The following is a 20964-nucleotide window of genomic DNA, read 5'->3' as shown; positions in this document are numbered from 1 at the left end:
TTTTTTTCTATTTTATTTTACCAAAAAAGTGCCCAAAAGGAAGGACCTTTTGGACACTCTGAACTTTATACGTTTGCATTGATTGTTTCCAAGTTTTTTAGAATGGCATCTGTGATTTCTTCAGTATCGTAATGCCCCCCGATATCCCTTGTCAAGATACCTTGGCGTGTTGTTTCGGCAATGGCCTGATGGATTTGCTCCGCTTCCTTCTTTAACCCCAGATGATCAAGCATCAGTGCTGCACTCCCGATGGCCCCGATCGGATTTGAAATGCCCTTGCCTGCAATATCAGGGGCAGATCCATGAACGGACTCGAACATACTTGGGCTCTTTTTCTCTGGATTGAGATTGGCACTTGCCGCCAGACCGAGGCTTCCTGCCAGGGCACTTCCCAGATCGGATAGAATATCGGCAAACAGATTGGAGGCAACGACGACTTCCAATTCTTCAGGTCGGAGGACGAAATTGGCTGCCATGGCATCCACCAGCCACTGATCCGTCTCCACATCCGGATAATCCAGACTCACCCGGGCAAATACTTCATCCCATAGGACCATACCGTACTGCTGGGCATTGCTTTTCGTGACACTTGTGACCTTCTTCCGCTTTCTGGTCCTTGCAAGGTCGAAGGCAAAACGGATAATTCTCTCACACCCATGCTCCGTGAAAAGCGCCGACTGGACGGCTACTTCCTTCCCCGGTCCCCTGCCTGAAAAATTCCGGCCGCCGATGCCTGAATATTCCCCTTCGGAATTCTCACGGATCAGTATCCAGTTCAGGGTATCCACACTGGGATGATTGAGCCTGCGTGGTACCCCGGGCAAAAATTCAATCGGTCTGATGTTCGCCCATTGATCCATCCCTTGACAGATGGCGAGCCTCAGGCCCCAAAGACTGACGTGATCGGGCACACCAGGGAATCCGACTGCTCCGAAATAGATGGCATCATATTCCCGGAGTGTATCCACACCATCCTCATCCATCATCTTCCCCGTCTTCAGATAGTACTCACATCCCCATGGAAAGTAGTCTGTTTGAAAGCTGAAGCGCCCATCCGATTTCTCTGCCAGATGATTCATCACCCTCAGCCCCTGCTCCACAACTTCCCCACCGATCCCGTCTCCCGGGATTACTGCGATCTTGAACACATTTGTTTGATCCACCATGTTTCCTCCCCCTCCATCTTCAACAGATGTTATTGCTTCCAATCATAATTAACGAATACATTATTGTCAATAAATTACGAAAAATAAGTTTTTATTTATCTTTATTGACATCAATGTATACATTAGTTTAATATTCAGAATAGTTAGACGTATAGATTGACAAAGATTGAAAGCGTTATCAATTAAAGGGGGAATGGTTGAAATGACATCCTTTCATGGTGCATGGAGTCAATTATGGAGGTGGAACGACCAGATCAAAGATCAGGTCCTGTATCTCACTGGATTGGGCGGGGCAGAGAGAGTGAAGCAAACAGGGGCAGGGCGGGAACTTCCTGCTGATCCGTCACCGGAAAACAAGCGGAACTATACGAATACTCAACGTGCAGGATTGATCACAGGACCCGTCCTTTTTGCACTGATCCATTTTTTCTTCACGTTCGGGAACATCCCCGATCAGGCTTCCACTATGCTCGGGATTGTCGCATGGGTCGCCACATGGTGGGTGACAGAAGCTTTACCGATCCCTCTTACTTCATTACTTCCGCTGATTCTTTTCCCACTGCTGGGCATCATGGACACAGGATCTGTCTCTGCTTCATACGGTGATTCACTGATTTTTTTATTTGCCGGCAGTTTCATGATCGCCCTGTCCATGGAAAAGTGGAATCTTCATAAACGCATTGCACTTAGCATCATCGGGTTCATCGGTACCAATCCGGGAATGATCATCCTCGGGTTCATGACTGCTACCGGGTTCCTTTCTATGTGGATCTCCAATACGGCAACGACGATGCTGATGATCCCGATGGCCCTTGCCGTGATGAAGCAGCTCAGCCATTCATTAAAACAGTCCCAGAATCAATTGGACCAAGAGAATGCCGAGTTTAATTTCGGTCATTCCCTCATGCTCGGAACTGCCTTTGCAGCGACTCTCGGAGGATTCGGTACATTGATCGGGGCTCCCGCCAATACGATTCTCGCTGCCACTGTGAAAAAACTATATGATGTTGAGATCTCCTTTGCACAATGGATGCTTTTCGGTATTCCATTGGTCGTAGTGCTCATTCCACTCGTGTGGTTTTATCTCACAAAGATTGCCTACCCGATCAGGATCAAACAGCTGTCCGGTGGTAAAGAAGTCATCAAGAATGAGCAACAATCATTGGGACGCATGGGGTATGAAGAAAAGGTGGTACTCACCATCTTCACCCTCACCGCCCTTGCCTGGATCACACGCAGCTTTTTTCTCTCGACATTCATCCCCGGGATTGACGACACCGTCATCGCACTCATCGCGGCGTTTGCGCTGTTTATCATTCCTGCCAAGACTCAATCGGGAAGTATCATGGACTGGGAGACTGCGAAGAAACTGCCATGGGGGATCTTGTGGCTATTCGGTGGGGGACTGGCGATTGCAGCCGGCATCACCAGCTCCGGACTTGCTCAATGGATCGGGGGGCTTCTGGTCAATTTCACGGAAGTACCCGTGTGGCTCACACTGCTTCTCATCATCAGTACCATCACAGCGCTAACTGAGTTCACATCAAACACGGCCACGGCCACGATGGTCTATCCGATCGTAGCCGCCGCGGCAACTGCATTGAACGCAGATCCTATTCTATTAATGGTAGCGGGATGCATGGGGGCTACATTTGCTTTTATGTTCCCGGTAGCCGCCCCGCCAAATGCCATTGCGTTCGCAACTGGATACATTAAAATGAGTTCAATGGCAAAGACCGGTATTTGGTTAAACCTGCTTTGTCTCCTCTTCTCCCTTTTGATTATGACCACACTGGCTCCGGCCATTTTCAGCGGGATGATTCCGTAAGATCACAAAAATAACCAAGCCTGGAATCCTTAGTGTCAGGATCCTCGGCTTGGTTATGATCAGGATGCTATTGGTCAATCGTACTCATGACTCCGATGATTTCTTTCCTGGCCCGCTCACGATGTGATTGCATCACTTTTCTGGCAGCCGCACCATCCCTTGCCCTCATACAGGCGATGATTGCCTTGTGCTCAAGGATGGACCGTTCAGGTGCCGGACGATTATGTATGGTAAATAGCCTTGCCCGGTATAAATGATCTGAGTGGATATCGACGACAACATTCAGACGTTGATGCTGGGCAAGCTTTATGATCAGGCTATGAAATTCGTCATCCAGTTTGGCCCATTTCATGAGATCATCTTCCTCAATGGCCTGCTCCTGTTCCCTTACCAGCAGGTCCAACTGCTCTAAATCGGGCTCAGCCACTGTGCCTGTCGCCTTCTCTGCTGCCAGCCCGTCGAGGCTTTCGGCGATTTCATAAATCTCTTCAAGATCCTTCTGCACAATTGGTTCAACGATGAAACCTCTCCTTGGAATAATCTTGACCATCCCGTCTGTCTCTAATCTCACTAGAGCTTCCCTTACAGGTGTCCGGCTCATTTCCAACACCTCTGCCAGTTCCCTTTCCAATACAGCGCTTCCAGGAGGAAGAAGGAGTTCACGAATCGCCATCCGCATGATGTAATACGCTTTTTGCGGTAAGCGAAGCCCTGCCATCTCCTCCATCCCATCGATGAATCCCTTAAGCTTAGCCCCAATATCCGTCTCATGTATCGATACTTCCATGTATTTGAATGACTGATCTTTCTTTTCCATGATCTTTTCATTCCCTCTTTTCCTTACTGAAAGAATCTTTCTTCCCTTATTTTATCAGAAAACCCAAGCTTCGCCCATTCTCTCAACTATTCCTCCCATATAAAAAAGGGAGTCCGCTAAAACGGCTCCCTTCTCACCTTGCTGATTATTTCTTGAACACCTTATCAATGATCTCATCCGTCGTCATGCCGCTCTCGACTTCGAACGTTCCTGGACGAAGATTGTTCTCGAGTTTACGCTTTTCGACGCGCTTGTAGAAATCGAGACCGTCTTTGATGATATTGGCTTTTTCCAGTGCGTTCCCTACATCGATGCTGGTCATTCCGTCAGACACAGTAAGGACGGTTTTATATACGATCTTTTCTTTTGCAGGCTGATCGTCCGCTTTTTCTGCTTCCTGTTTATCCTCATCACCCTTATGGATGGCGAATCCTTTTGACGTAAGATGCTGGATCATTTCGTCATCAGTCATCTGTTCCTTGACGGTCTTGGTCTCGGGTTTGGCTGTCGTCGTTTTCGCTTCCGGTTGATCGGTGAAAAGGTAGACTCCGCCGGTCACGGTTGCGGCGACAAGAAGGCCTGAGGCAAAACTGCGCAATGTATTTGGTCTCATTGGGCAACCATGCTCCTTTCAGCCTTTTTTGTCATATATGGTGTAAGCATGCGTTCGACTTCTACGGTCGGGAGCTGTTGCTCTGATGCGATGCTTTCAATGGAGTATCCACGCTTATGAAGATCTAACATTTCTCGGAGCACGCGGCGTTCATCGGATGTTGCCGGTACTGCACCTGCCTGCTGTGCGGTAATTTCCGCGTCCAGCTGCATGGCGCGCATCTGCTTTTCCAATTCGTGCACCTCATTCATCACCGAAATCGACATGTGCTCAACCTGTTGTTCGAGCTGAGATTTCGACTGGCTCGTCTTAACAAACGATAAAATGAGCAGCACAACAGCCGCACCAAACAAAATGGCGATTATCCATCCCATCTTATGTTCCTCCTTCTATGTAACAATTTATCAAACTAAATTATACCCTGAACCCTGTCACAATTCGATTTTTATCGACAAAACACGACTTTGATCCTGTACCTATACCATTATATAACAACCTCATTGGGATTTGTATCCTGTTTTTCTTTACAAGTTTATGACGATTCTTCATCCTATTTCACGAATAGATCATCACGAAATGCAGGACGGCTTCGGTTTCTTCCAGGTTCGAATAGCCATGGGGTTGATCAGCAGGGAATTGGATGGAATCGTATTGTTCGAGGGAATAAATCCGGTCACCCACCCTCACCTCCACCCTTCCTTCCATGACGGTTACATATTCCTTCACTCCCGTCTGATGGGCATCGGCCATATAATGACTGTGCGGCTTCAGGAAGGCCCTGTGGGTTTCAAGCGATCCATAGTGGGAGGTGGAAAACATCGGCTCAAGGGTCAGGGAACCATCGGCACTCAACACCTTGCTCCCTTCATTCTTCCTGGACACCTTTACCTGCTGCTTTTCCATCAGTAAAGAGGAAATCGGGATCGACAGGCCATTGGCGATCTTCCAGATGATCGTCAGTGAGGGATTGGCCTCCCCACGCTCGATGTTCCCAAGGGTCAGTTTGCTGACGCCGGTCAAATCGGCAAGGGCCTGCAAACTTAAATTCTGTTCCCCGCGCACGTCTCTCAGGATGGTTCCGATATGCTTGGCAAGCGATTCGGGATCTTCCCATGTGTTCATACTCATCTCTCCTTCCATTGTCGGAAAATTTCATCAACCAGCTGGTTGTCGGTTTGTAATTGGTATATTATAGTTATCATATAGTCTACTATACTTAACCAAAGGGTGACTGACTCATGAAAGAACTTCTTCTTGGCATTGTCTCGTCCATGTTCTTTGCCGTTACATTCATTTTGAATCGTTCCATGGAGCTGTCCGGGGGGAGCTGGATGTGGAGTGCGTCCCTCCGTTTCCTGTTCATGCTTCCGTTTTTCCTTCTCATTGTACTTGCAAGGAAGAATATGAAACAAGTATTTCTTGAACTCAAATCGAATCCTGGTGCGTGGCTGCTTTGGAGCTTTTTCGGTTTCGTCCTGTTCTATGCCCCATTGACCTACGCCGCCACCTATGGACCGGGCTGGCTCGTAGCGGGCACATGGCAGTTCACGATCGTAGCGGGGATCCTGCTCGCACCTCTCTTTTTCACCACTGGGCCAGACGGAAGCAAACAGCGCCACCGCATCCAAAAGAAAGCACTGATCATTTCCCTTCTCATCCTTACAGGTGTGATCTTCATCCAGCAGCAGCAAGCTGCCGAGCTGACACCCATCCAGATGTTGATGGGCATCCTGCCGGTTCTCGTAGCGACCTTTGCCTATCCACTCGGTAACCGTAAAATGATGAGCTTATGCAACGGACGGCTGGATACGTTCCAGCGGATCCTCGGCATGACGATTGCAAGCCTTCCCTTCTGGCTGATCCTGAGCGCACTCGCCATATGGAAAGCGGGTTTGCCGAGTGGCGGGCAAGTGACTCAATCCTTTGTTGTAGCAGTGTGCTCAGGCGTGATTGCCACTACCCTGTTCTTTATTGCCACGAACCGGGTCCGTCATCATCAAGGGAAGCTCGCCTCAGTCGAAGCCACGCAGTCGACCCAGGTCCTGTTCGTCATGGCCGGTGAAGCCATCTTCCTGTCGAGCCCGCTTCCGACCGGCATTGCAGCCGTCGGGATCCTGTTGATCATCGCCGGGATCATCGGCCATACATTGAATATGAAAAAGATGAATGCCCCCCGCCCCGTCACCCTTCAGAAGACCTCTTCATAAGAAAAAGCGTCCTGCCCTGGACGCTTTTCTTCATGATGACTCCATATTCTTCTGCACTTTCTTCAGTAACCCCAGCAGCTGATGCTGCTCCTCGCGATCGAGACCATGAAACTGGGTGGCTTGGACCTGCTCCTGCTGCGGCACCACTTCGTCGTAGAGCTCCCGCCCGCTTGCTGTAAGGGTGATGGTTTTCGTCTTCCACTGCTGTTCACGCTGCACGTATCCCAGTTTCTCCATCTTCGTGATGAGCTGGGTAATATTGCCTTTGGTGACGAACAATTTCTCACCGAGCTCCTTCTGTGTAAGCTTCCCGTGCACCCCCACCTGGGTCAGGCAGTCGAACTGTGCACTGGTGAGTCCCCATTTCTTGAGGTGATCATTGTTTTCCTTGATGCTGTGATTGTATACCCGTGAGAGACGGAACCATAGCATCAGGCCAAGGCGCTTTTCCTTCATGGACAGTGATTTGCTCATTTTCCTTCCCCCCCTCGTGCCTCTGGAAGGGGCTTGATCTTTGATTCGATTTCCCCTCTTCTTCCTTCGAGGAACGGCGGCAGGGAAAGGTTCCTGCCGAGACGGTCACGGGTCTCATCGGTTTCGAACCCCGGTCCGTCAGTGGCCAGTTCAAACAAGATGCCGCTTGGATCATGAAAATAGGTGGATCTGAAGTAATGACGATCAATCGATCCCGACGTTTTGACCCCATGACTCTCCAGATGATCGATCCACTTATCGAGCTCTGCCTCATCGTTGACCCGGAATGCGACATGATGGACGCCACCGCGCCCTTGGCGTTCTTTCGGTCCATCTTGTTCGAGAAGATGCACCTCAGATCCTCTCCCGCCGGATCCTGTTGTGAACATCCGAACCTTCCCTTCATCCCCGCTGTCCTTTTTCACAAAACCTAGTATCTCTTCCAGGAAGCGTTCGGTCGCTCCCGTATCCTTTACCGTTAACTGCACAGGACCGAGGCCACTGATGGCATACGCCTGAGGAACCGTACTCCCTGACCACGCATTCCTCTCAGCACCCGGTTCCGCCATCAGCTGCATCCGGTGACCGTCGCGGTCCCTGAACCCGAGGACGCTATATCCATACCGGTTGGAAATCCCGTCATGCTCAACCCCGAATTCCTGGAACCGGCTTCGCCAATAGTCCAGAGCTTCTTCTGACGGCACTAGTAATGACACGAGGGATATGCTGTCCGTTCCAGCATGATTCTTAGCCAGGTTGGGGATTTCAAAAAAGGTCAGCTCCGAGCCCGGACTTCCCGTTTCATCCCCATAGAATAGATGATAATAAAAGGGGTTGTCCTGGTTCACCGTCGTCTTTACGAGGCGCATTCCGAGGATGTCCCGATAAAAAGGCAGGTTCACTGCCGCATTGGCTGTAAGTGATGAGATATGATGGATTCCTTTGAGTTCCATGATGCGTCCTCCCTGAATGTTTCTTGCTTGCATCTTTTCTTGTGATTATGTATTATCAGTTTAGTACTAAACTTAAAAACCGTCAAGCATGCGGCCCAGCCGCATTCAATAAGAAGGAAAAAGGAGAGATCTGCCTTGAACCATCTAAAAGGAATCCACCACGTGACCGCCATCACGAGCAGTGCGGAAAAGAATTATGAATTCTTCACCTACGTCCTCGGGATGCGCCTTGTGAAAAAGACTGTCAATCAGGATGATATCCAAACGTACCATCTTTTCTTTGCTGATGACAAAGGAAGTGCCGGAACCGATATGACGTTCTTTGACTTCCCTAACATTCCACGTGGGGTACACGGAACGAATGAAATCGCGAAAACATCCTTCCGCGTACCGAGTGACGAAGCCCTTGACTACTGGGTCAAACGCTTCGATCGCTTGAAGATCGACCACAGTGGCATCACGACACGCTTCGGGAAAAAGACCCTTTCTTTCACCGACTTCGATGATCAGCACTATCAATTGATCTCAGATGAGAAGGACGAAGGAGTCCCTGCAGGCACCCCATGGCAGGATGGACCGGTTCCATTGGAATATGCCATCACAGGTCTAGGACCGATCTTCATCCGCATCCAGGACTTCGACTATTTCAAAAAACTGATGGAAATGGTCCTTCAATTCAAGGAAATCGGTCATGAAGGAAGCTTCCACCTGTTCGAGGTCGGGGAAGGCGGAAACGGGGCGCAGGTCGTCGTGGAGCACAATACCGTCCTTCCGAGCGCCCAACAAGGCTTTGGTACCGTCCACCACGTGGCCTTCCGCGTCGAGGACCGTGCTGTTCTTGATGAATGGACCAAACGCATGGAAGAGTTCGGATTCCGTACGTCCGGGTATGTGAACCGTCATTTCTTCGAATCCCTTTATGCACCGGTGGCACCACAGATCCTGTTCGAGTTTGCAACGGATGGACCGGGATTCATGGGTGACGAGCCATACGAAACCCTCGGTGAGAAGTTATCCCTGCCTCCATTCCTCGAGCCGAAGCGCGAACAGATTGAAGCGCTCGTCAGACCGATCGATACGGTCAGGAGCACGAGGGATATCCAGAAAGAGTATGAGTGAAGAAATATACTAGTGAAAAGCTAAAAAGCATCGGTTTTTATACCGGTGCTTTTTCTGTATAGCCGTATAAAGTACAGCACAGATGTTGACTCCAGATTTAATAAGAAAAGATCTATCGATAAGCATGCTAAAGCGGGTACGCGGAAAACCGCATCCTTCATCTTTAATCAGCCGGTCTTGGACCAGGCTTTTTCCCAGTCGATTCCACTGTCAGGACCGGAAGGACAGTGGCATCACCTTCGACTCTGATCTGGCAGGACAAGCGAAGGCGATCCTCATACGTCATCTCTGTCTCACCGGCCGACAGCTCACAGAAATACCCGTCATGAATCTCGACCCTGCACGTGGTACAGCGTGCGTTGCCGCCACATCGATGCAGGATGTCCACTCCGTTGTCCTCCAGGGCCAGAACCAGCTTCGTACCCTTTTCAACCGTATATTTCCCGTAACCGATCACTGTCAACTTTGGCATGGATCCCGCCTCCTCATTCCTCATAGTGTAACCATTCTACGCTCATTTTTTCCGCCTTTGTGATGTTTTGATTAAACTTTATTAATTTTCAAATAATTGTTTGACTTCGTGTGTTGAGACGATTATAATTACCCTATGTTTAAAATGTTTTAATTCGAGATAATTTGAGGAGGAAAAAATATGGCTGTTGATTTTTATGAAAGCCTGAAGTCCCGCCGAACGTATTATGGAATCGATAAGCAGGTAAGTGTATCAGACGAACGGGTAAAAGAAATCGTTGAGTTTGCCGTCAAACATACGCCTTCTGCGTTCAATTCACAGACTGCTCGCGTTGTCGTCCTTACAGGAAACGCTCATGACAAGCTATGGGATCTAACCACTTCCGCCCTGAAAAAAGCAGTGGGAGACGGAGATTTCACTGGAACCCAGCAGAAGATGGATTCCTTCAAAGCAGGCTACGGCACGGTTTTGTTCTTCGAAGAGGAAAGCATCGTCAAGTCCCTTCAGGAACAATTCGCCCTCTATGCCGATAACTTCCCGATCTGGTCCCACCAATCCTCCGGGATGCATCAGCTCGTTGTCTGGACCGCCCTTGAATCAGAAGGCCTCGGCGCCTCCCTTCAGCATTACAACCCGCTGATCGATGAAGACGTGAAGAACGAATGGAGCCTCCCGCAAAGCTGGAAGCTCATCGCCCAAATGCCATTCGGCAATCCCACAGCCGAGCCGGGTGAAAAGCAATTCCAGCCGCTTGATGAACGCGTGAAATTTTATAAATAAGACAGAAGCACAGCGATCCGCATGATCGCTGTGTTTTGTTTTGTTGATCTACTTCCCTTCACGTAGGGATGGCAACCCGGTGCTGATTTCGACCTGATATGAACCCTCATCAGAAAGAGAGCAGAAGGAACCATACTCCCCCTTCCAGTAGTGAAGTATAGCGAAGGCCTACGACTCCCGAGGAAATCAGAGGCAAAATCGAGACCCTGTTCTAAACGCCCCCATCAATAAATGAATGATAATCCCATAAGGGGATTACCATCCCCCTCTTCCCAACCTTCATAGTGAAGTGCAGCGAAGGACGGCCGACTCCTTCGGGAATAGAGGCAAGATTGAGACCCTGCAGGCGCAGCACACAGCCAAAGCGGCTCAACTGACTCCCCGAGGAAAGCGGACGACCGCAGCGAAACGGAACGAACTTTTTCCTCCTTCTCCCCCATTAATAACTGAATGGTTATCCCATAAGCGGATTACTACTCCTCTCTTCCCAACCTTCATAGTGAAGTGCAGCGAAGGACGGCCGACTCCTTCGGGAATAGAGGCAAGATTAAGACCCTGCAGGCGCAGTGCACTGGACCCAAATTATTGGACACCCACTTTTTGATTCATTCGTATGAATCCTCCTTACAGAAAGCTCCTGCCGAATCTAAACGGAGAACCCTTCCTCCCTCCTCACTTACTAAAAAATATGCAAACTCACTTAAATACCCGATTCCAGCACATACTAAGCGGAACAACCCCATCCGATTGAATGGACAAAATTCGCCAGCCACCACCATTTTCTGTTACAATAAGTACATAAGTTATTTTTTTATCCAACCGTTTGAAAGGGGTTACATATAGTGGAGGACCGACAAGAACTTCACCCTAAAGTAGAGAAGAGCTTCGAACTGATCGGAAAAAAATGGACCGGTTTGATCATCTATGTTTTAATGAGTGGACCAAAGCGCTTCAGCGAATTGAGCGAAGCCATCCCCGCCCTGAGTAGACGATTATTGACCGAGCGCGTCAAAGAACTGGAAGAACACGGGATTGTCATCAGGGAAGTCATAGCGGATCGGCCGATACGATCGGAATATTCACTCACACAAAAGGGGATCGAACTGGGCAACATCCTCGGACCTATCAGCAAATGGGCAGAAAGCTGGGTCCATGACTAACCTCTAATAGAAAGGGTTGACATCATGACCAACGTTCTCTATATCACCGCTCATCCACTCAGTGAAACTGAATCCCTCAGCATGGCTGTTGGAAAAGAATTTTTCGATACATACAAACGATCTCACCCCGAAGATGAAATCGTTCACCTGGATCTGTATCAAAGTGACATCCCGTTCCTCGACAGGGATGTCTTCGACGGATGGGAGAAACTCAGGTCAGAGGCTTCGCTTACAGACCTTACCACCGCAGAGCGCCTTAAAGTCGGACGCCTTGCCGAACTTGGCGGTCAGTTCCTGATGGCAGATAAATATATCTTCGTCACTCCCATGTGGAACTTCTCTATTCCCGCCATCATGAAGGCCTACATCGATGCCGTCACCGTATCCGGTAAGACGTTCATCTACACAAAGGACGGAATCCAGGGAATGCTTGCAGGCAAAAAGGCCATCCATATCCAGTCACGGGGAGATATATACTCGGAAGGGCCGGAAGAACCGCGTGAGCTTGGGCATCGCTACATGGAAGTCATGATGGAATTTTTCGGAGTCGCTTCCTTTGAGAGCATCATCATTGAAGGCCAGATGAAATATCCTGAAAGAACGGAAGAAATCAAGGCCAGGGCGATGGCGGAGGCTCATGAGAAAGCTCAAACGTTTTAATGGACAAAGACACCCGGATTGGGTGTTTTTTCTTGATGGTTTCCTTGATGGGACCACCCCGACCATTCCCGTGACAGCTGGTACTGAAACAAAAAAATCCACAAAAAAACGGGAGGCAAAATGCCCCCCGTTTTCGTTTTTTCTATTAACCTCTTCCTGCTTGGAAAGAAGGATATTTCGTCATACCACCATCTGCGAACAGTGTGATACCAGTTACATAGCTAGCTTCTTTAGAAGCAAGGAATGCAGCAACGGATGCTACTTCTTCCGGTTTACCGATGTAACCCATTGGGATCATGCTTTCAACGTCAGCGCGTTGTTCTGGATCGTCGAATTTCTCAGCGTTGATCGGTGTATACATCGCACCAGGTCCGATATTGTTCACGCGGATGCCTTTAGGTGCATATTCAAGAGCAAGTGTTTCGGTCATCAATTTGATTCCGCCTTTACTTGCTGCATAGTGAACGAATAGCGGCCAAGGAATCATTTCGTGGACAGAAGACATATTGATAACGTTCCCTTTGATGTCGTTTTCTACCCAGTATTTGATTGCTTCACGGCTACCAAGGAAGGCACCAGTCAAGTTTGTGTTGATGACTTTGTTCCAGTTATCAAGAGAAAGCTCGTGAGATGGAACAGGGTTTTCGATACCGGCATTGTTGACCATGACGTCAAGTGTACCGAATTCTTTTACAGCTGTTTCAACAAGGTTGATGACGTCTGCTTCTACTGTTACATCACCTTGAACGATGATCGCTTCCCCACCGGCTGCTTCTACTTCATTTTTCGCTTCGATTGCTTCTTCTTCATTTACATAGTAGTTGATGACTACTTTCGCTTGTTCTTGACCGAAACGGACAGCCATTGCACGTCCAAGACCAGTGGATCCGCCTGTGATGGCTACTACTTTACCTTTTAAATCTTCATACATAATAAATTCCTCCTTAGATTGTGTTGTTGCTGTACCTATGGATGATTATTGGCTTTTCGTGATTCCGAGAAGGACACCGCCGATGATGATCAGGATGATACCGAAGATGATTCCGACCATTTGACGTTTGGTTTTCTTCTCACCTAGAAGGAAGATTCCTCCGAGTGTTGAAATAACGATACCCATTTGAGAGAGGGAGAAGCTTGTTGCGACTCCGACTTTCGGTTGTGAGATGAAGAGGAACATATTCCCCGCAGCCCAGATCAATCCTGGAATGATGTTTTTGATTGCATATTTGTTGAATGGCTTATGTCTGTAAGTAAGAATAATTCCTCCGATGAACATCCCGATTGCTTGTGGGAATAGGGCTGTCCAGCCATCAACGTCGAACAGACGTGCAACGACAACATATACAAGGTAACCAATGGTTGAAACGATAAGCGTGATGATCGCTTTCTTGAATTGTTTTGAATTCTCTTCGTTCTTTTGTTCCTTGCTCTCCAGTGATGTCAGCACGATACCGACGATGATACAGATAAGGGCAATGATTCCTAATATGACAGTGACCGCTGTGGACCACTCATTAAATACAATGACACCGAACAATGCAGTTGAAACAAGCTGCATACCGGTTGAAATCGGCATTGTTTTTGAAACACCGATATATTCGATCGTTTTGAGCTGGTTACTTTGACCTACGGCCCAGAATAGACCCGAAACGATTCCGACGATAAAGATGGTTGGTGTTAGAACCGGATGAACAACCAAGAAGATGACAGCTGAGAAGATCAGCGCACCGATTGTTGTTCCTAGTGTCTGGCTATAAGCGCCTCCACCGAGTTTCACATTGAAAAGTACAATGCTCCCCCAGAATATCGCAGGAAGGATGGCTAAGAAAATATCCATGAATGTGAACCTTCTTTCCTAAACTGTTGATGTATTTGTGAGCGACTATTTGTTCACTCAATGTTACTAATAGTAACTAGGTAGAAAAAAATAGTCAATCGATTGAGCTCCTTTTTTTTCTTACCCATTTTCGTAAATATAAACCCTTTCATTTGTGAAATGTTGAGCGTACGCAACAAACCTTGTCATGCTAAGTAATTCAGGATTTGTCAGAAAAAACGGTGATTCCATTTAATTACATAAATGTGATAATACACGTAATACTCTGACTACTTAAAGTAACCGTTTTCCTTGAAATGGCGCGGTTTTCAGAGGATTTTTGGGGTCTGCATCCCTCAGAAAAAGCGCAGGATGTAAGCGTTCCATTCTGTCACAAATTGATCAATCCATACAAAAAAACGACCCTTTTCAGAAGGTCGTCGGAATGGAAAAATTGAAATTTTTTGATGTACAGGATGATTTTACACGTAAAACAATGCTTTTTTCAGACGGTTTTTCCTGCATTACTTACTGAACGTCATACCCATTTTCAGGACCGCAGCCGCGTCCCTGGATGCACGCTCCAGAAGATGAGGAGCCTGGCTGAAGGCATCGGACAGTCCCATGATTCCGGGTACGATTGAAAACAGGGCATCTATACCGTGATCATAGACGATCACACTGTCTTCCGTGAGGGAACCGGCAATACCGATCACAGGAATACCGTACTTCTTTGAAGCCTTGGCGACCCCGATCGGTGTTTTCCCGTAAATGGTCTGGCCATCGATCCGCCCTTCTCCTGTTATGACAAGTGATGCATCCTTAATGTGCTCACTGAAGTTCACGGCCTCCAAAACGATATCGATTCCTCGGTTCAATTCAGCATTCAGGAAAGCAAGAAGGGCGAAACCGAGTCCTCCAGCAGCACCGGTGCCTGCTCGACTCGCAATGACTTGACCACCCGGCACAATGGAAGCCAGATGGGCAAGGTTTTGATCAAGGGTATCAACCATTTCCGGATCAGCACCCTTTTGCGGACCGAAGATCGCAGAGGCACCGGTGGGACCTGTAAGGGGATTGGTGACATCGCATGCCACTTCCAGTTTAACGGAGGCCAGCCTGGAATCGAGCTTGCTCAAGTCAATCGATTCTATAGTAGAGAGCGTGCCTCCACCCGGACCGATTTCTTCCCCATCTTCGTTCAAGAACCTGCCTCCGAGCGCCTGTACCATTCCCACACCGCCATCGTTTGTGGCACTGCCGCCGATCCCCACGATGATATGGCTGACGCCTTCATCGAGAGCTGCATGGATCAGCTCGCCCGTCCCCCTGGATGTAGTGATGAGTGGGTTGCGTTTCGCCGGTTCCACAAGATGGAGGCCTGACGCTGCTGCCATCTCAATGACAGCTGTTTTGCCATCACCCAGTAGTCCGAAAAAGGCAGGTACCTCCTCTCCAAGCGGACCTGTGACAGAACGTTCGATCAGGGCGCCACCAGTGGCGTCTACAAGGGATTGCACGGTCCCTTCCCCGCCGTCGGCCATGGGGAGGAGATGATATTCCGCGTCCGGGAATACAGCTTTCATCCCTTTTTCAATGGATTGCGCCGCTTCCAGAGCGGTCATACTCTCTTTAAATGAATCAGGTGCGATGACGATCTTCATCGTTTTCTCTCCTCTCAGATTATCCAAAAATCTTGAACACGCCGAACACTAACGTCGACAGAATGGCCAGCGTCAGTCCCACCAGGGATTCATACGGCATGAGTTTCAAGCGTTCTTTCATACTCATATTGACGCTCCCCGCGGTTGCGTGGAAAAAGCTTCCGTGCGGCAAATGATCAAGTACGGTGGCTCCCGCATGAATCATGGCTGCTCCGGCCAATGCAGACACACCCATTTCAAGGATGGTGCCGCTGAATACGCTGCTTGCAACTGCAGTACCGGCCGTCGTCGATGCCGTTGCTGCCGACATGAAGATCCCAGATGCCGGTGCAAGCAGGTACGCTGGCAGACCGGATGCACTGAGGCCATTGATGATGACGTCCTTCAGAGTCGAGTTGGCAATGATACCGGCAAGCGTTCCCGTTCCGAGAAGCATGATTGCCACTCCGGACATTTTACCTAATCCAGATACAGCGTATTCGTTGATCTTTCTTGTCTTCTTCATGGCGATGGCCCCGATGATCCCGCCGATCGGCAGGGCCACCATCGGATCGATATTGATATCGAACAAAGGACGCAAGGCCAATAAGAGGATGGCTACAAGTGGTGCTACAAGTGCTGTAATGAAAAGAGGCATGGTAGAAGCGTCGACCACTGCGCTTTCTTCTTGAATAAAGGTTCCTTTACGGGCAAGTTTCTTGGCCACCAAATAGGTGACTGCGAGACCGAATAAGGCCGGGATGATTCCTGCCATCATGATGGAAGTGAGGGGAACACCGAACGCGTCGGATGCAGCAATGGCATTCGGATTCGGTGACATGATGTTCCCTGCCTTCCCTCCTCCGATCATGGCAAGGAGAATGGCCATCCTGGACAGCTTTGCCCGTTTTGCGATGGCAAGGGCAATCGGTGACACCGTGATGACGGCTACATCCACGAACACTCCGACTGCTGTCAGGATCATGGTGGCGAGGGCAAGGGCCAGAAGCGCCTTTGACTCACCAAGCTTCTTCACGATCGTTTCTGCAATGGAAAGGGCAGCACCTGACTCGATCAGAACACCGGCGAGAACCCCGGCTGCCATGATACGAAGGACGGCAGGAATGATTCCCTTTGCTCCTTCCATCATAAGATTGACGGTATTGGCTATATCCACTCCGCCGATGAGACCGCCGATCAACGCACCGGCCACCATCCCATAAGCGGGTGGAACTTTTTTCAATATTAATACGATAGCGATGACAAGGGCACTCACTGCCCCTAAAGCGCTTACAGTTACATCCATTTCTGCTCCCCCTCAGACGAGTTTTCTCTATGCACTCATTGTAAGCGTTTTCTACTTTCTGTTCATTGGGCAATTGAATAAAAAAACCCAAATCTCCAGCGCGGATTTTTGGGCAAATGCACAACTAATGTGATTCATGAAAAAGTTTCGCTACGTATAGTTCCATCAGATCCCTGATCTTACGCGGATCCTTCCCCGTCCACTGAAAGATCTTATCCAACCGGTAGCGAAGCGTGTTCCGATGAATAAACAGGCGCTCCGCTGTTCGGTTCAGTTCCCCGTTTTCCTGGAGGTAGGCATCTAGTGTTTCTACTCCCTCTGCATGTTCAAGGAGGGGAAGATAATAGGAAAACCGCTCTATATCCGGATCCTGTTCAATCATCCGCAATAAAAGGGCCTCAATCCGGTACTCTTCATAGGAATAGACCGGCAAACCCGGTCGCATCCTCCGGCCGATTGCAAGGGCAAGTTTCCCCTGCTCATACGAGTTCCGCCAATCACGTGAGCTTTCTGTCACACCTCCGACACCGACTGGTCCCGACCTGAAACGTCGCGGGATCTTCAGACCTTTTCCCACGACTTTGAATAGGATGATTTCATTGGAAGGGGTAACTCCGAGAACATCTCCTTTGTCCAGTTCAAACTCGATGGAACGAAGCAGGTTCTGTTCATCGGGTTCCGTACCGCCTTCCAGGACCAAGGCGACACGAGGAAGGTCAAGGTTGATTCCCAGTGAGCCGGCCTTCTCCACAACAGCGGCCCCGCCAGTCCCTGTTATCAGTTGATTCACGAGATCATTTTGGATTCTTTGCTTCCATTGAAACTGTTCGAGAAGGAAGGATTGCTCGAGAACGAGTTCCGCCGACATCTTGATCAGCTCTGCGAAGGCTTGAACTTCTCGCGGATCCCCGGTGATGCCGACTACTCCGACAATCTGTTCGTTAAAGAAAATAGGAAAATTGATTCCCGGCTTCATCCCTTCCCTCTCTTCCCTTACTTCGATCTTCTTTTTGTGCCGAAGGACAAGGATTGCGCCCTCGTGGACATCCCCGATCCTATTCGCATCACCCGAACCGATGATAATGCCTTCTTCATTCATCACGTTGATGTTCCAATCAAGGATGGCCATCGTCCTGTTGACGATTTCCTGAGCCAGTTCACGCGTCATGAACGCCATACCTTCCCCTCCTTTAGCGCTGTTTCCTTGCAGATAAAATCCCTTGGACGACGGGCAAACGCCAGCTTCCCGCTATGAAAACGACCATCCCTGCGATAATCCCTGCAGATGTGACAATCAAATCGACTCCCTTATCACCCATTGAGGAAGGCACAGCGGCTTCCACACCCTTCTCCACTGCCAGAACAACCGCAGCCATTATGGCTGTGACGATGGCAATGGGAATCAACGACCGGATCAACTTCCTGATTGAAAAGCCGACTGCCTTCTTGATGTGAAGAAGAGTATATAAGACGGATACGCCCATCCCCGCATAGGTCGCCAGGATCGGTCCTATTTCTTTGAACGGCGGCACAAGAAGGATGTTCAGTACGACTTTCACAGCGATTCCGACGGCAATGGCCCACACGACTTTCTTTTGCTCATTGATTCCCTGCATGGTCGCAGTCGTCACGGTAAACAGGGCAATGATGATGGCCGCCGGCGCATACCATTCTAGAATGATACCCCCGAGTTCAGCATCGGATGAGGAAGGAAACATCAGTCTGAAGAGATGAGTCCCCACCGCACTGAGTCCGATGGCAGCAGGGAAGGTAAAGAACAGGACCAGCTGGAATGTCTGATCGATGCTATCCCTTACTTCTTGGATCCTCCCGCTTTCAAATGATGATGTGATCCTCGGGATCAAGGTCATGCCAAAAGCAGTGGCCAGTGAGACGGGAACAAGGACGAGGATCTGGGCGATCCCGATGTTCCCATTGATGACCTCAACTTTTGAAAAGGCATATCCAATGTTCATGAACAGGCGATTGATCGTGAACGTATCGATGTTCTGATAAATCGGGATCGTCAAGCCCGTGATGACAAAGGGGATGGCATATCGCGTCAGCTCCTTGAACATAGGAAACACCGCAATCTTCGCATTGCCCACACTTTCATCCATTTGCTTGCGGATCAGGCGGCGTCTTTTCCAGAAAACCCATAAAAGAAGGACAAGGGAGGCCAGTCCCCCGATGAAGGCGGCAAACGTTGCAATGCCAACGGCCGCTTTTATCGTCCCATTCAACACGTTGAGGATGAGATAGCCCCCGGCAAGGATGAAGACGATTCGGACCACCTGCTCCATGACCGTACTCATGGCCGATGGCCCCATGGAATCACTCCCCTGGAAGTACCCCCTCAGCAAGCTCATGGGGGGCACGACGAGCAAGGCAAAACTGACCAGCCGGACAACGTAGATCATGTCTTCCCGTGAGTTCCCACTTCCCCCTTCTCCGAACGCCACCACTACCCATGGGGCAGAGAAGTATAATAGTAGAAACGAAACGATTCCGCTGATGATCATGGCAATCAGGCCATAACGGAGCAGGTTCAGCCCTGCGAGGTAGTTACCCCTTTCGTTGTATTTCGCCACGAACTTGGAAACAGCAAGGGGCAAGCCGACCGTCGACAGGCTGAGCAGGATCGTATACGGTCCGTATGCGTATTTGTACAGGGCATATCCCGTATCCCCTACCAGCAGGGTGAATGGGATGATGAATAGAAACCCGATGATTTTTGAGATAAAGGTGGCAGAGGTCAGGAAAAATGTCCCCCGCATCATCTTCTTGTCCATATGATACTCCTTCTGTGCTCACATCATGAAAAAGGAAGCCCTCCGCAAAGCGAAAGGCCCCCTTTCCTAAATCGCTTCCGCTTTGATGACGAAGCGATGCTGACTGGCATGAAAATATCCATCTTTCTCAATCGTACGATGGATTTCCTCCAGTTTATCCTGAAATCCCTCTACTGTAAATCCCGGGACCTGCCACGGGATCGCCTTCAAATAATACTGAAGGGCACCGATATCATAAAATCGCTGGCCGGCGGTTTCTTCCCGCTTCCAGATCACCTTGAAGCCGTTGGATTCCAGCTCTCTTACAGCCTGCTCCAGATTCCACCCGGAAAATTCCGGATTCAACGGCACCGCGAATGCATCGTTCAGTTCAAAGCAGTCACAGCCTCCGACCTGCTGGGTAAGGAAAGTGCCTCCGGTCCGGATCACCCTTCTCACTTCACGTGCAGAAAAGGATTCATGTTGATTGATAATCAAGTCAAACTCTCCTCCGTCAAACGGAAGATCATTATCAGAATCGTAAGCACGCACGTCCACTCCGAGCGGTTCCAGTCTCGCTTTCGCCACAGGTACGTTCGGCGGATAGCCTTCCGTTGCACAAATCCTGGTTGGGAATGGCTTAAGCATAGAGAGGAACTCTCCTCCGCCGGTCCCCATATCAAGCATGGTCGAAGCCTCCCGCATCAGGGGAAGCACCAAGCTCCCATATGACCAGGAAAGCCCGTCACTCTTCATTCGTCCCGTTTCGGTTATATAAGAAAAATCCCAGCCTTCAAAGGCCTCGTCTTGTTTCATCCATTGTTCCATTTTCATATCAGATTCCCTCCATTTTTTTATTTATTCCGGTTCATTCCCCGGCCTTGGAGGTCCTCTGATCCATAAACAGCGTTGTTATGGCTCGTACTGATTCGGCATATTGGTAGCTCCTTCATTACATTTATATTTTGGTAGTGGAATTGATTAAGTCCGTCAACTATCGGTTAGTACAGTGGATACAAAAATCAAAACGCCCCATTCTTTGACTCTCCCATTACTAGGTAGAAAAGTGGATATTATCTACGCAATAAGAAACCAAGCCTCATCTTCTGCACAAGTGCAGTGCAGCGGAGGGAGGCCGACTCCTGCGGGAATAGAGGGAAGGTTGAGACCCTGCAGGCG

Annotated in this window: 21 protein-coding genes; 6 read left to right on the top strand and 15 right to left on the bottom strand. The window is 49.2% G+C overall.

Annotation, left to right across the window (positions count from 1 at the left end):
* Nucleotides 1–65: 65 nt before the first annotated feature.
* Complete coding sequence (locus ACNA6I_RS18150) at nt 66–1166, bottom strand: tartrate dehydrogenase (RefSeq protein ID WP_048007128.1); 1101 nt, start codon at nt 1164–1166, stop codon at nt 66–68.
* A 202-nt stretch (nt 1167–1368) separates the two neighbouring features.
* On the opposite strand from ACNA6I_RS18150, the gene ACNA6I_RS18145 reads away from it, so the two are divergent.
* The gene (locus ACNA6I_RS18145; protein ID WP_416313927.1) at nt 1369–2994 is read left to right on the top strand and encodes an SLC13 family permease; all 1626 of its coding nucleotides are present in this window, start codon (nt 1369–1371) and stop codon (nt 2992–2994) included.
* Nucleotides 2995–3061: 67 nt separating this feature from the next.
* Here the strand turns inward: ACNA6I_RS18145 and ACNA6I_RS18140 are convergent, their stop codons facing one another.
* The 4 genes from ACNA6I_RS18140 to ACNA6I_RS18125 form a co-directional block, all read right to left on the bottom strand.
* Nucleotides 3062–3811, bottom strand: a complete 750-nt coding sequence (locus ACNA6I_RS18140; protein WP_416313926.1) for a GntR family transcriptional regulator — start codon at nt 3809–3811, stop codon at nt 3062–3064.
* Between the two features lie 145 nt (nt 3812–3956).
* Nucleotides 3957–4424, bottom strand: coding sequence for an endolytic transglycosylase MltG (locus ACNA6I_RS18135; protein ID WP_048007130.1), 468 nt, complete (start codon nt 4422–4424; stop codon nt 3957–3959).
* Nucleotides 4421–4798: a hypothetical protein gene (locus ACNA6I_RS18130; RefSeq protein WP_048007131.1), complete on the bottom strand. Its 378-nt coding sequence runs from the start codon at nt 4796–4798 to the stop codon at nt 4421–4423. Before ACNA6I_RS18130 ends, ACNA6I_RS18135 begins: the two co-directional genes overlap by 4 nt.
* Before the next feature lie 181 nt (nt 4799–4979).
* The gene (locus tag ACNA6I_RS18125; protein ID WP_053071942.1) at nt 4980–5546 is read right to left on the bottom strand and encodes an XRE family transcriptional regulator; all 567 of its coding nucleotides are present in this window, start codon (nt 5544–5546) and stop codon (nt 4980–4982) included.
* Between the two features lie 116 nt (nt 5547–5662).
* Between ACNA6I_RS18125 and ACNA6I_RS18120 the strand changes: the two genes are divergently transcribed.
* Complete coding sequence (locus tag ACNA6I_RS18120; protein ID WP_416313925.1) at nt 5663–6631, top strand: multidrug resistance efflux transporter family protein; 969 nt, start codon at nt 5663–5665, stop codon at nt 6629–6631.
* A 30-nt stretch (nt 6632–6661) separates the two neighbouring features.
* On the opposite strand, the gene ACNA6I_RS18115 is transcribed toward ACNA6I_RS18120, so the two are convergent.
* Nucleotides 6662–7087 (bottom strand): MarR family winged helix-turn-helix transcriptional regulator, encoded by a 426-nt coding sequence (locus ACNA6I_RS18115; RefSeq protein WP_048007211.1) that lies wholly within the window; start codon nt 7085–7087, stop codon nt 6662–6664.
* Between the two features lie 14 nt (nt 7088–7101).
* On the bottom strand, nt 7102–8058 hold the full coding sequence (locus ACNA6I_RS18110) for a ring-cleaving dioxygenase (protein ID WP_048007134.1): 957 nt from the start codon (nt 8056–8058) through the stop codon (nt 7102–7104).
* Between the two features lie 135 nt (nt 8059–8193).
* On the opposite strand from ACNA6I_RS18110, the gene ACNA6I_RS18105 reads away from it, so the two are divergent.
* Nucleotides 8194–9177, top strand: coding sequence for a ring-cleaving dioxygenase (locus ACNA6I_RS18105; protein ID WP_048007135.1), 984 nt, complete (start codon nt 8194–8196; stop codon nt 9175–9177).
* Nucleotides 9178–9340: 163 nt separating this feature from the next.
* Here ACNA6I_RS18105 and ACNA6I_RS18100 read toward each other — a convergent pair whose 3' ends face one another.
* Nucleotides 9341–9649 carry a 2Fe-2S iron-sulfur cluster-binding protein gene (locus ACNA6I_RS18100; protein WP_416313924.1) on the bottom strand — a complete coding sequence of 103 codons (309 nt, stop codon included), beginning with the start codon at nt 9647–9649 and terminating at the stop codon, nt 9341–9343.
* Between the two features lie 180 nt (nt 9650–9829).
* Here ACNA6I_RS18100 and ACNA6I_RS18095 point away from each other — a divergent pair, with 180 nt between their 5' ends.
* From ACNA6I_RS18095 to ACNA6I_RS18085, 3 genes are all read left to right on the top strand, one after another.
* Nucleotides 9830–10429 (top strand): nitroreductase family protein, encoded by a 600-nt coding sequence (locus ACNA6I_RS18095; protein ID WP_416313923.1) that lies wholly within the window; start codon nt 9830–9832, stop codon nt 10427–10429.
* Nucleotides 10430–11271: 842 nt separating this feature from the next.
* Nucleotides 11272–11589, top strand: a complete 318-nt coding sequence (locus ACNA6I_RS18090; protein WP_048007138.1) for a winged helix-turn-helix transcriptional regulator — start codon at nt 11272–11274, stop codon at nt 11587–11589.
* Nucleotides 11590–11613: 24 nt separating this feature from the next.
* Complete coding sequence (locus ACNA6I_RS18085) at nt 11614–12249, top strand: NAD(P)H-dependent oxidoreductase (protein ID WP_048007139.1); 636 nt, start codon at nt 11614–11616, stop codon at nt 12247–12249.
* Between the two features lie 145 nt (nt 12250–12394).
* Here the strand turns inward: ACNA6I_RS18085 and gdh are convergent, their stop codons facing one another.
* The 7 genes from gdh to ACNA6I_RS18050 form a co-directional block, all read right to left on the bottom strand.
* Nucleotides 12395–13180 carry a glucose 1-dehydrogenase gene (gene gdh / locus ACNA6I_RS18080; protein WP_048007140.1) on the bottom strand — a complete coding sequence of 262 codons (786 nt, stop codon included), beginning with the start codon at nt 13178–13180 and terminating at the stop codon, nt 12395–12397.
* Nucleotides 13181–13225: 45 nt separating this feature from the next.
* The gene (locus ACNA6I_RS18075) at nt 13226–14086 is read right to left on the bottom strand and encodes a RhaT/GlcU family sugar-proton symporter (RefSeq protein WP_048007141.1); all 861 of its coding nucleotides are present in this window, start codon (nt 14084–14086) and stop codon (nt 13226–13228) included.
* A 503-nt stretch (nt 14087–14589) separates the two neighbouring features.
* The gene (locus ACNA6I_RS18070) at nt 14590–15729 is read right to left on the bottom strand and encodes a glycerate kinase (protein ID WP_414131270.1); all 1140 of its coding nucleotides are present in this window, start codon (nt 15727–15729) and stop codon (nt 14590–14592) included.
* Nucleotides 15730–15748: 19 nt separating this feature from the next.
* Nucleotides 15749–17014 carry a GntP family permease gene (locus ACNA6I_RS18065; RefSeq protein WP_048007143.1) on the bottom strand — a complete coding sequence of 422 codons (1266 nt, stop codon included), beginning with the start codon at nt 17012–17014 and terminating at the stop codon, nt 15749–15751.
* Nucleotides 17015–17138: 124 nt separating this feature from the next.
* The gene (locus tag ACNA6I_RS18060) at nt 17139–18191 is read right to left on the bottom strand and encodes a CdaR family transcriptional regulator (RefSeq protein ID WP_063190448.1); all 1053 of its coding nucleotides are present in this window, start codon (nt 18189–18191) and stop codon (nt 17139–17141) included.
* Nucleotides 18192–18204: 13 nt separating this feature from the next.
* Nucleotides 18205–19806, bottom strand: a complete 1602-nt coding sequence (locus tag ACNA6I_RS18055) for a putative polysaccharide biosynthesis protein (RefSeq protein ID WP_048007145.1) — start codon at nt 19804–19806, stop codon at nt 18205–18207.
* 66 nt (nt 19807–19872) lie between these two features.
* A complete protein-coding gene (locus tag ACNA6I_RS18050; RefSeq protein WP_416313922.1) occupies nt 19873–20619 on the bottom strand; it encodes a methyltransferase domain-containing protein in 747 nt (248 codons plus the stop codon).
* Between the last annotated feature and the right edge of the window lie 345 nt (nt 20620–20964).

Origin of the sequence: Rossellomorea sp. FS2 (assembly GCF_047915635.1) — a bacterium.
Lineage (GTDB): Bacteria > Bacillota > Bacilli > Bacillales > Bacillaceae_B > Rossellomorea > Rossellomorea marisflavi_A.
This window is presented reverse-complemented; position numbering and strand designations above follow the sequence as displayed.

Coding starts and splice junctions, on each gene's coding strand:
- ACNA6I_RS18150 (WP_048007128.1), bottom strand. CDS start 1,166: ATGGTGGATCAAACAAATGTGTTCAAGATCGCAGTAATCCCGGGAGAC.
- ACNA6I_RS18145 (WP_416313927.1), top strand. CDS start 1,369: ATGACATCCTTTCATGGTGCATGGAGTCAATTATGGAGGTGGAACGAC.
- ACNA6I_RS18140 (WP_416313926.1), bottom strand. CDS start 3,811: ATGGAAAAGAAAGATCAGTCATTCAAATACATGGAAGTATCGATACAT.
- ACNA6I_RS18135 (WP_048007130.1), bottom strand. CDS start 4,424: ATGAGACCAAATACATTGCGCAGTTTTGCCTCAGGCCTTCTTGTCGCC.
- ACNA6I_RS18130 (WP_048007131.1), bottom strand. CDS start 4,798: ATGGGATGGATAATCGCCATTTTGTTTGGTGCGGCTGTTGTGCTGCTC.
- ACNA6I_RS18125 (WP_053071942.1), bottom strand. CDS start 5,546: ATGAACACATGGGAAGATCCCGAATCGCTTGCCAAGCATATCGGAACC.
- ACNA6I_RS18120 (WP_416313925.1), top strand. CDS start 5,663: ATGAAAGAACTTCTTCTTGGCATTGTCTCGTCCATGTTCTTTGCCGTT.
- ACNA6I_RS18115 (WP_048007211.1), bottom strand. CDS start 7,087: ATGAAGGAAAAGCGCCTTGGCCTGATGCTATGGTTCCGTCTCTCACGG.
- ACNA6I_RS18110 (WP_048007134.1), bottom strand. CDS start 8,058: ATGGAACTCAAAGGAATCCATCATATCTCATCACTTACAGCCAATGCG.
- ACNA6I_RS18100 (WP_416313924.1), bottom strand. CDS start 9,649: ATGCCAAAGTTGACAGTGATCGGTTACGGGAAATATACGGTTGAAAAG.
- ACNA6I_RS18095 (WP_416313923.1), top strand. CDS start 9,830: ATGGCTGTTGATTTTTATGAAAGCCTGAAGTCCCGCCGAACGTATTAT.
- ACNA6I_RS18085 (WP_048007139.1), top strand. CDS start 11,614: ATGACCAACGTTCTCTATATCACCGCTCATCCACTCAGTGAAACTGAA.
- gdh (WP_048007140.1), bottom strand. CDS start 13,180: ATGTATGAAGATTTAAAAGGTAAAGTAGTAGCCATCACAGGCGGATCC.
- ACNA6I_RS18075 (WP_048007141.1), bottom strand. CDS start 14,086: ATGGATATTTTCTTAGCCATCCTTCCTGCGATATTCTGGGGGAGCATT.
- ACNA6I_RS18070 (WP_414131270.1), bottom strand. CDS start 15,729: ATGAAGATCGTCATCGCACCTGATTCATTTAAAGAGAGTATGACCGCT.
- ACNA6I_RS18065 (WP_048007143.1), bottom strand. CDS start 17,014: ATGGATGTAACTGTAAGCGCTTTAGGGGCAGTGAGTGCCCTTGTCATC.
- ACNA6I_RS18060 (WP_063190448.1), bottom strand. CDS start 18,191: ATGGCGTTCATGACGCGTGAACTGGCTCAGGAAATCGTCAACAGGACG.
- ACNA6I_RS18055 (WP_048007145.1), bottom strand. CDS start 19,806: ATGGACAAGAAGATGATGCGGGGGACATTTTTCCTGACCTCTGCCACC.
- ACNA6I_RS18050 (WP_416313922.1), bottom strand. CDS start 20,619: ATGAAAATGGAACAATGGATGAAACAAGACGAGGCCTTTGAAGGCTGG.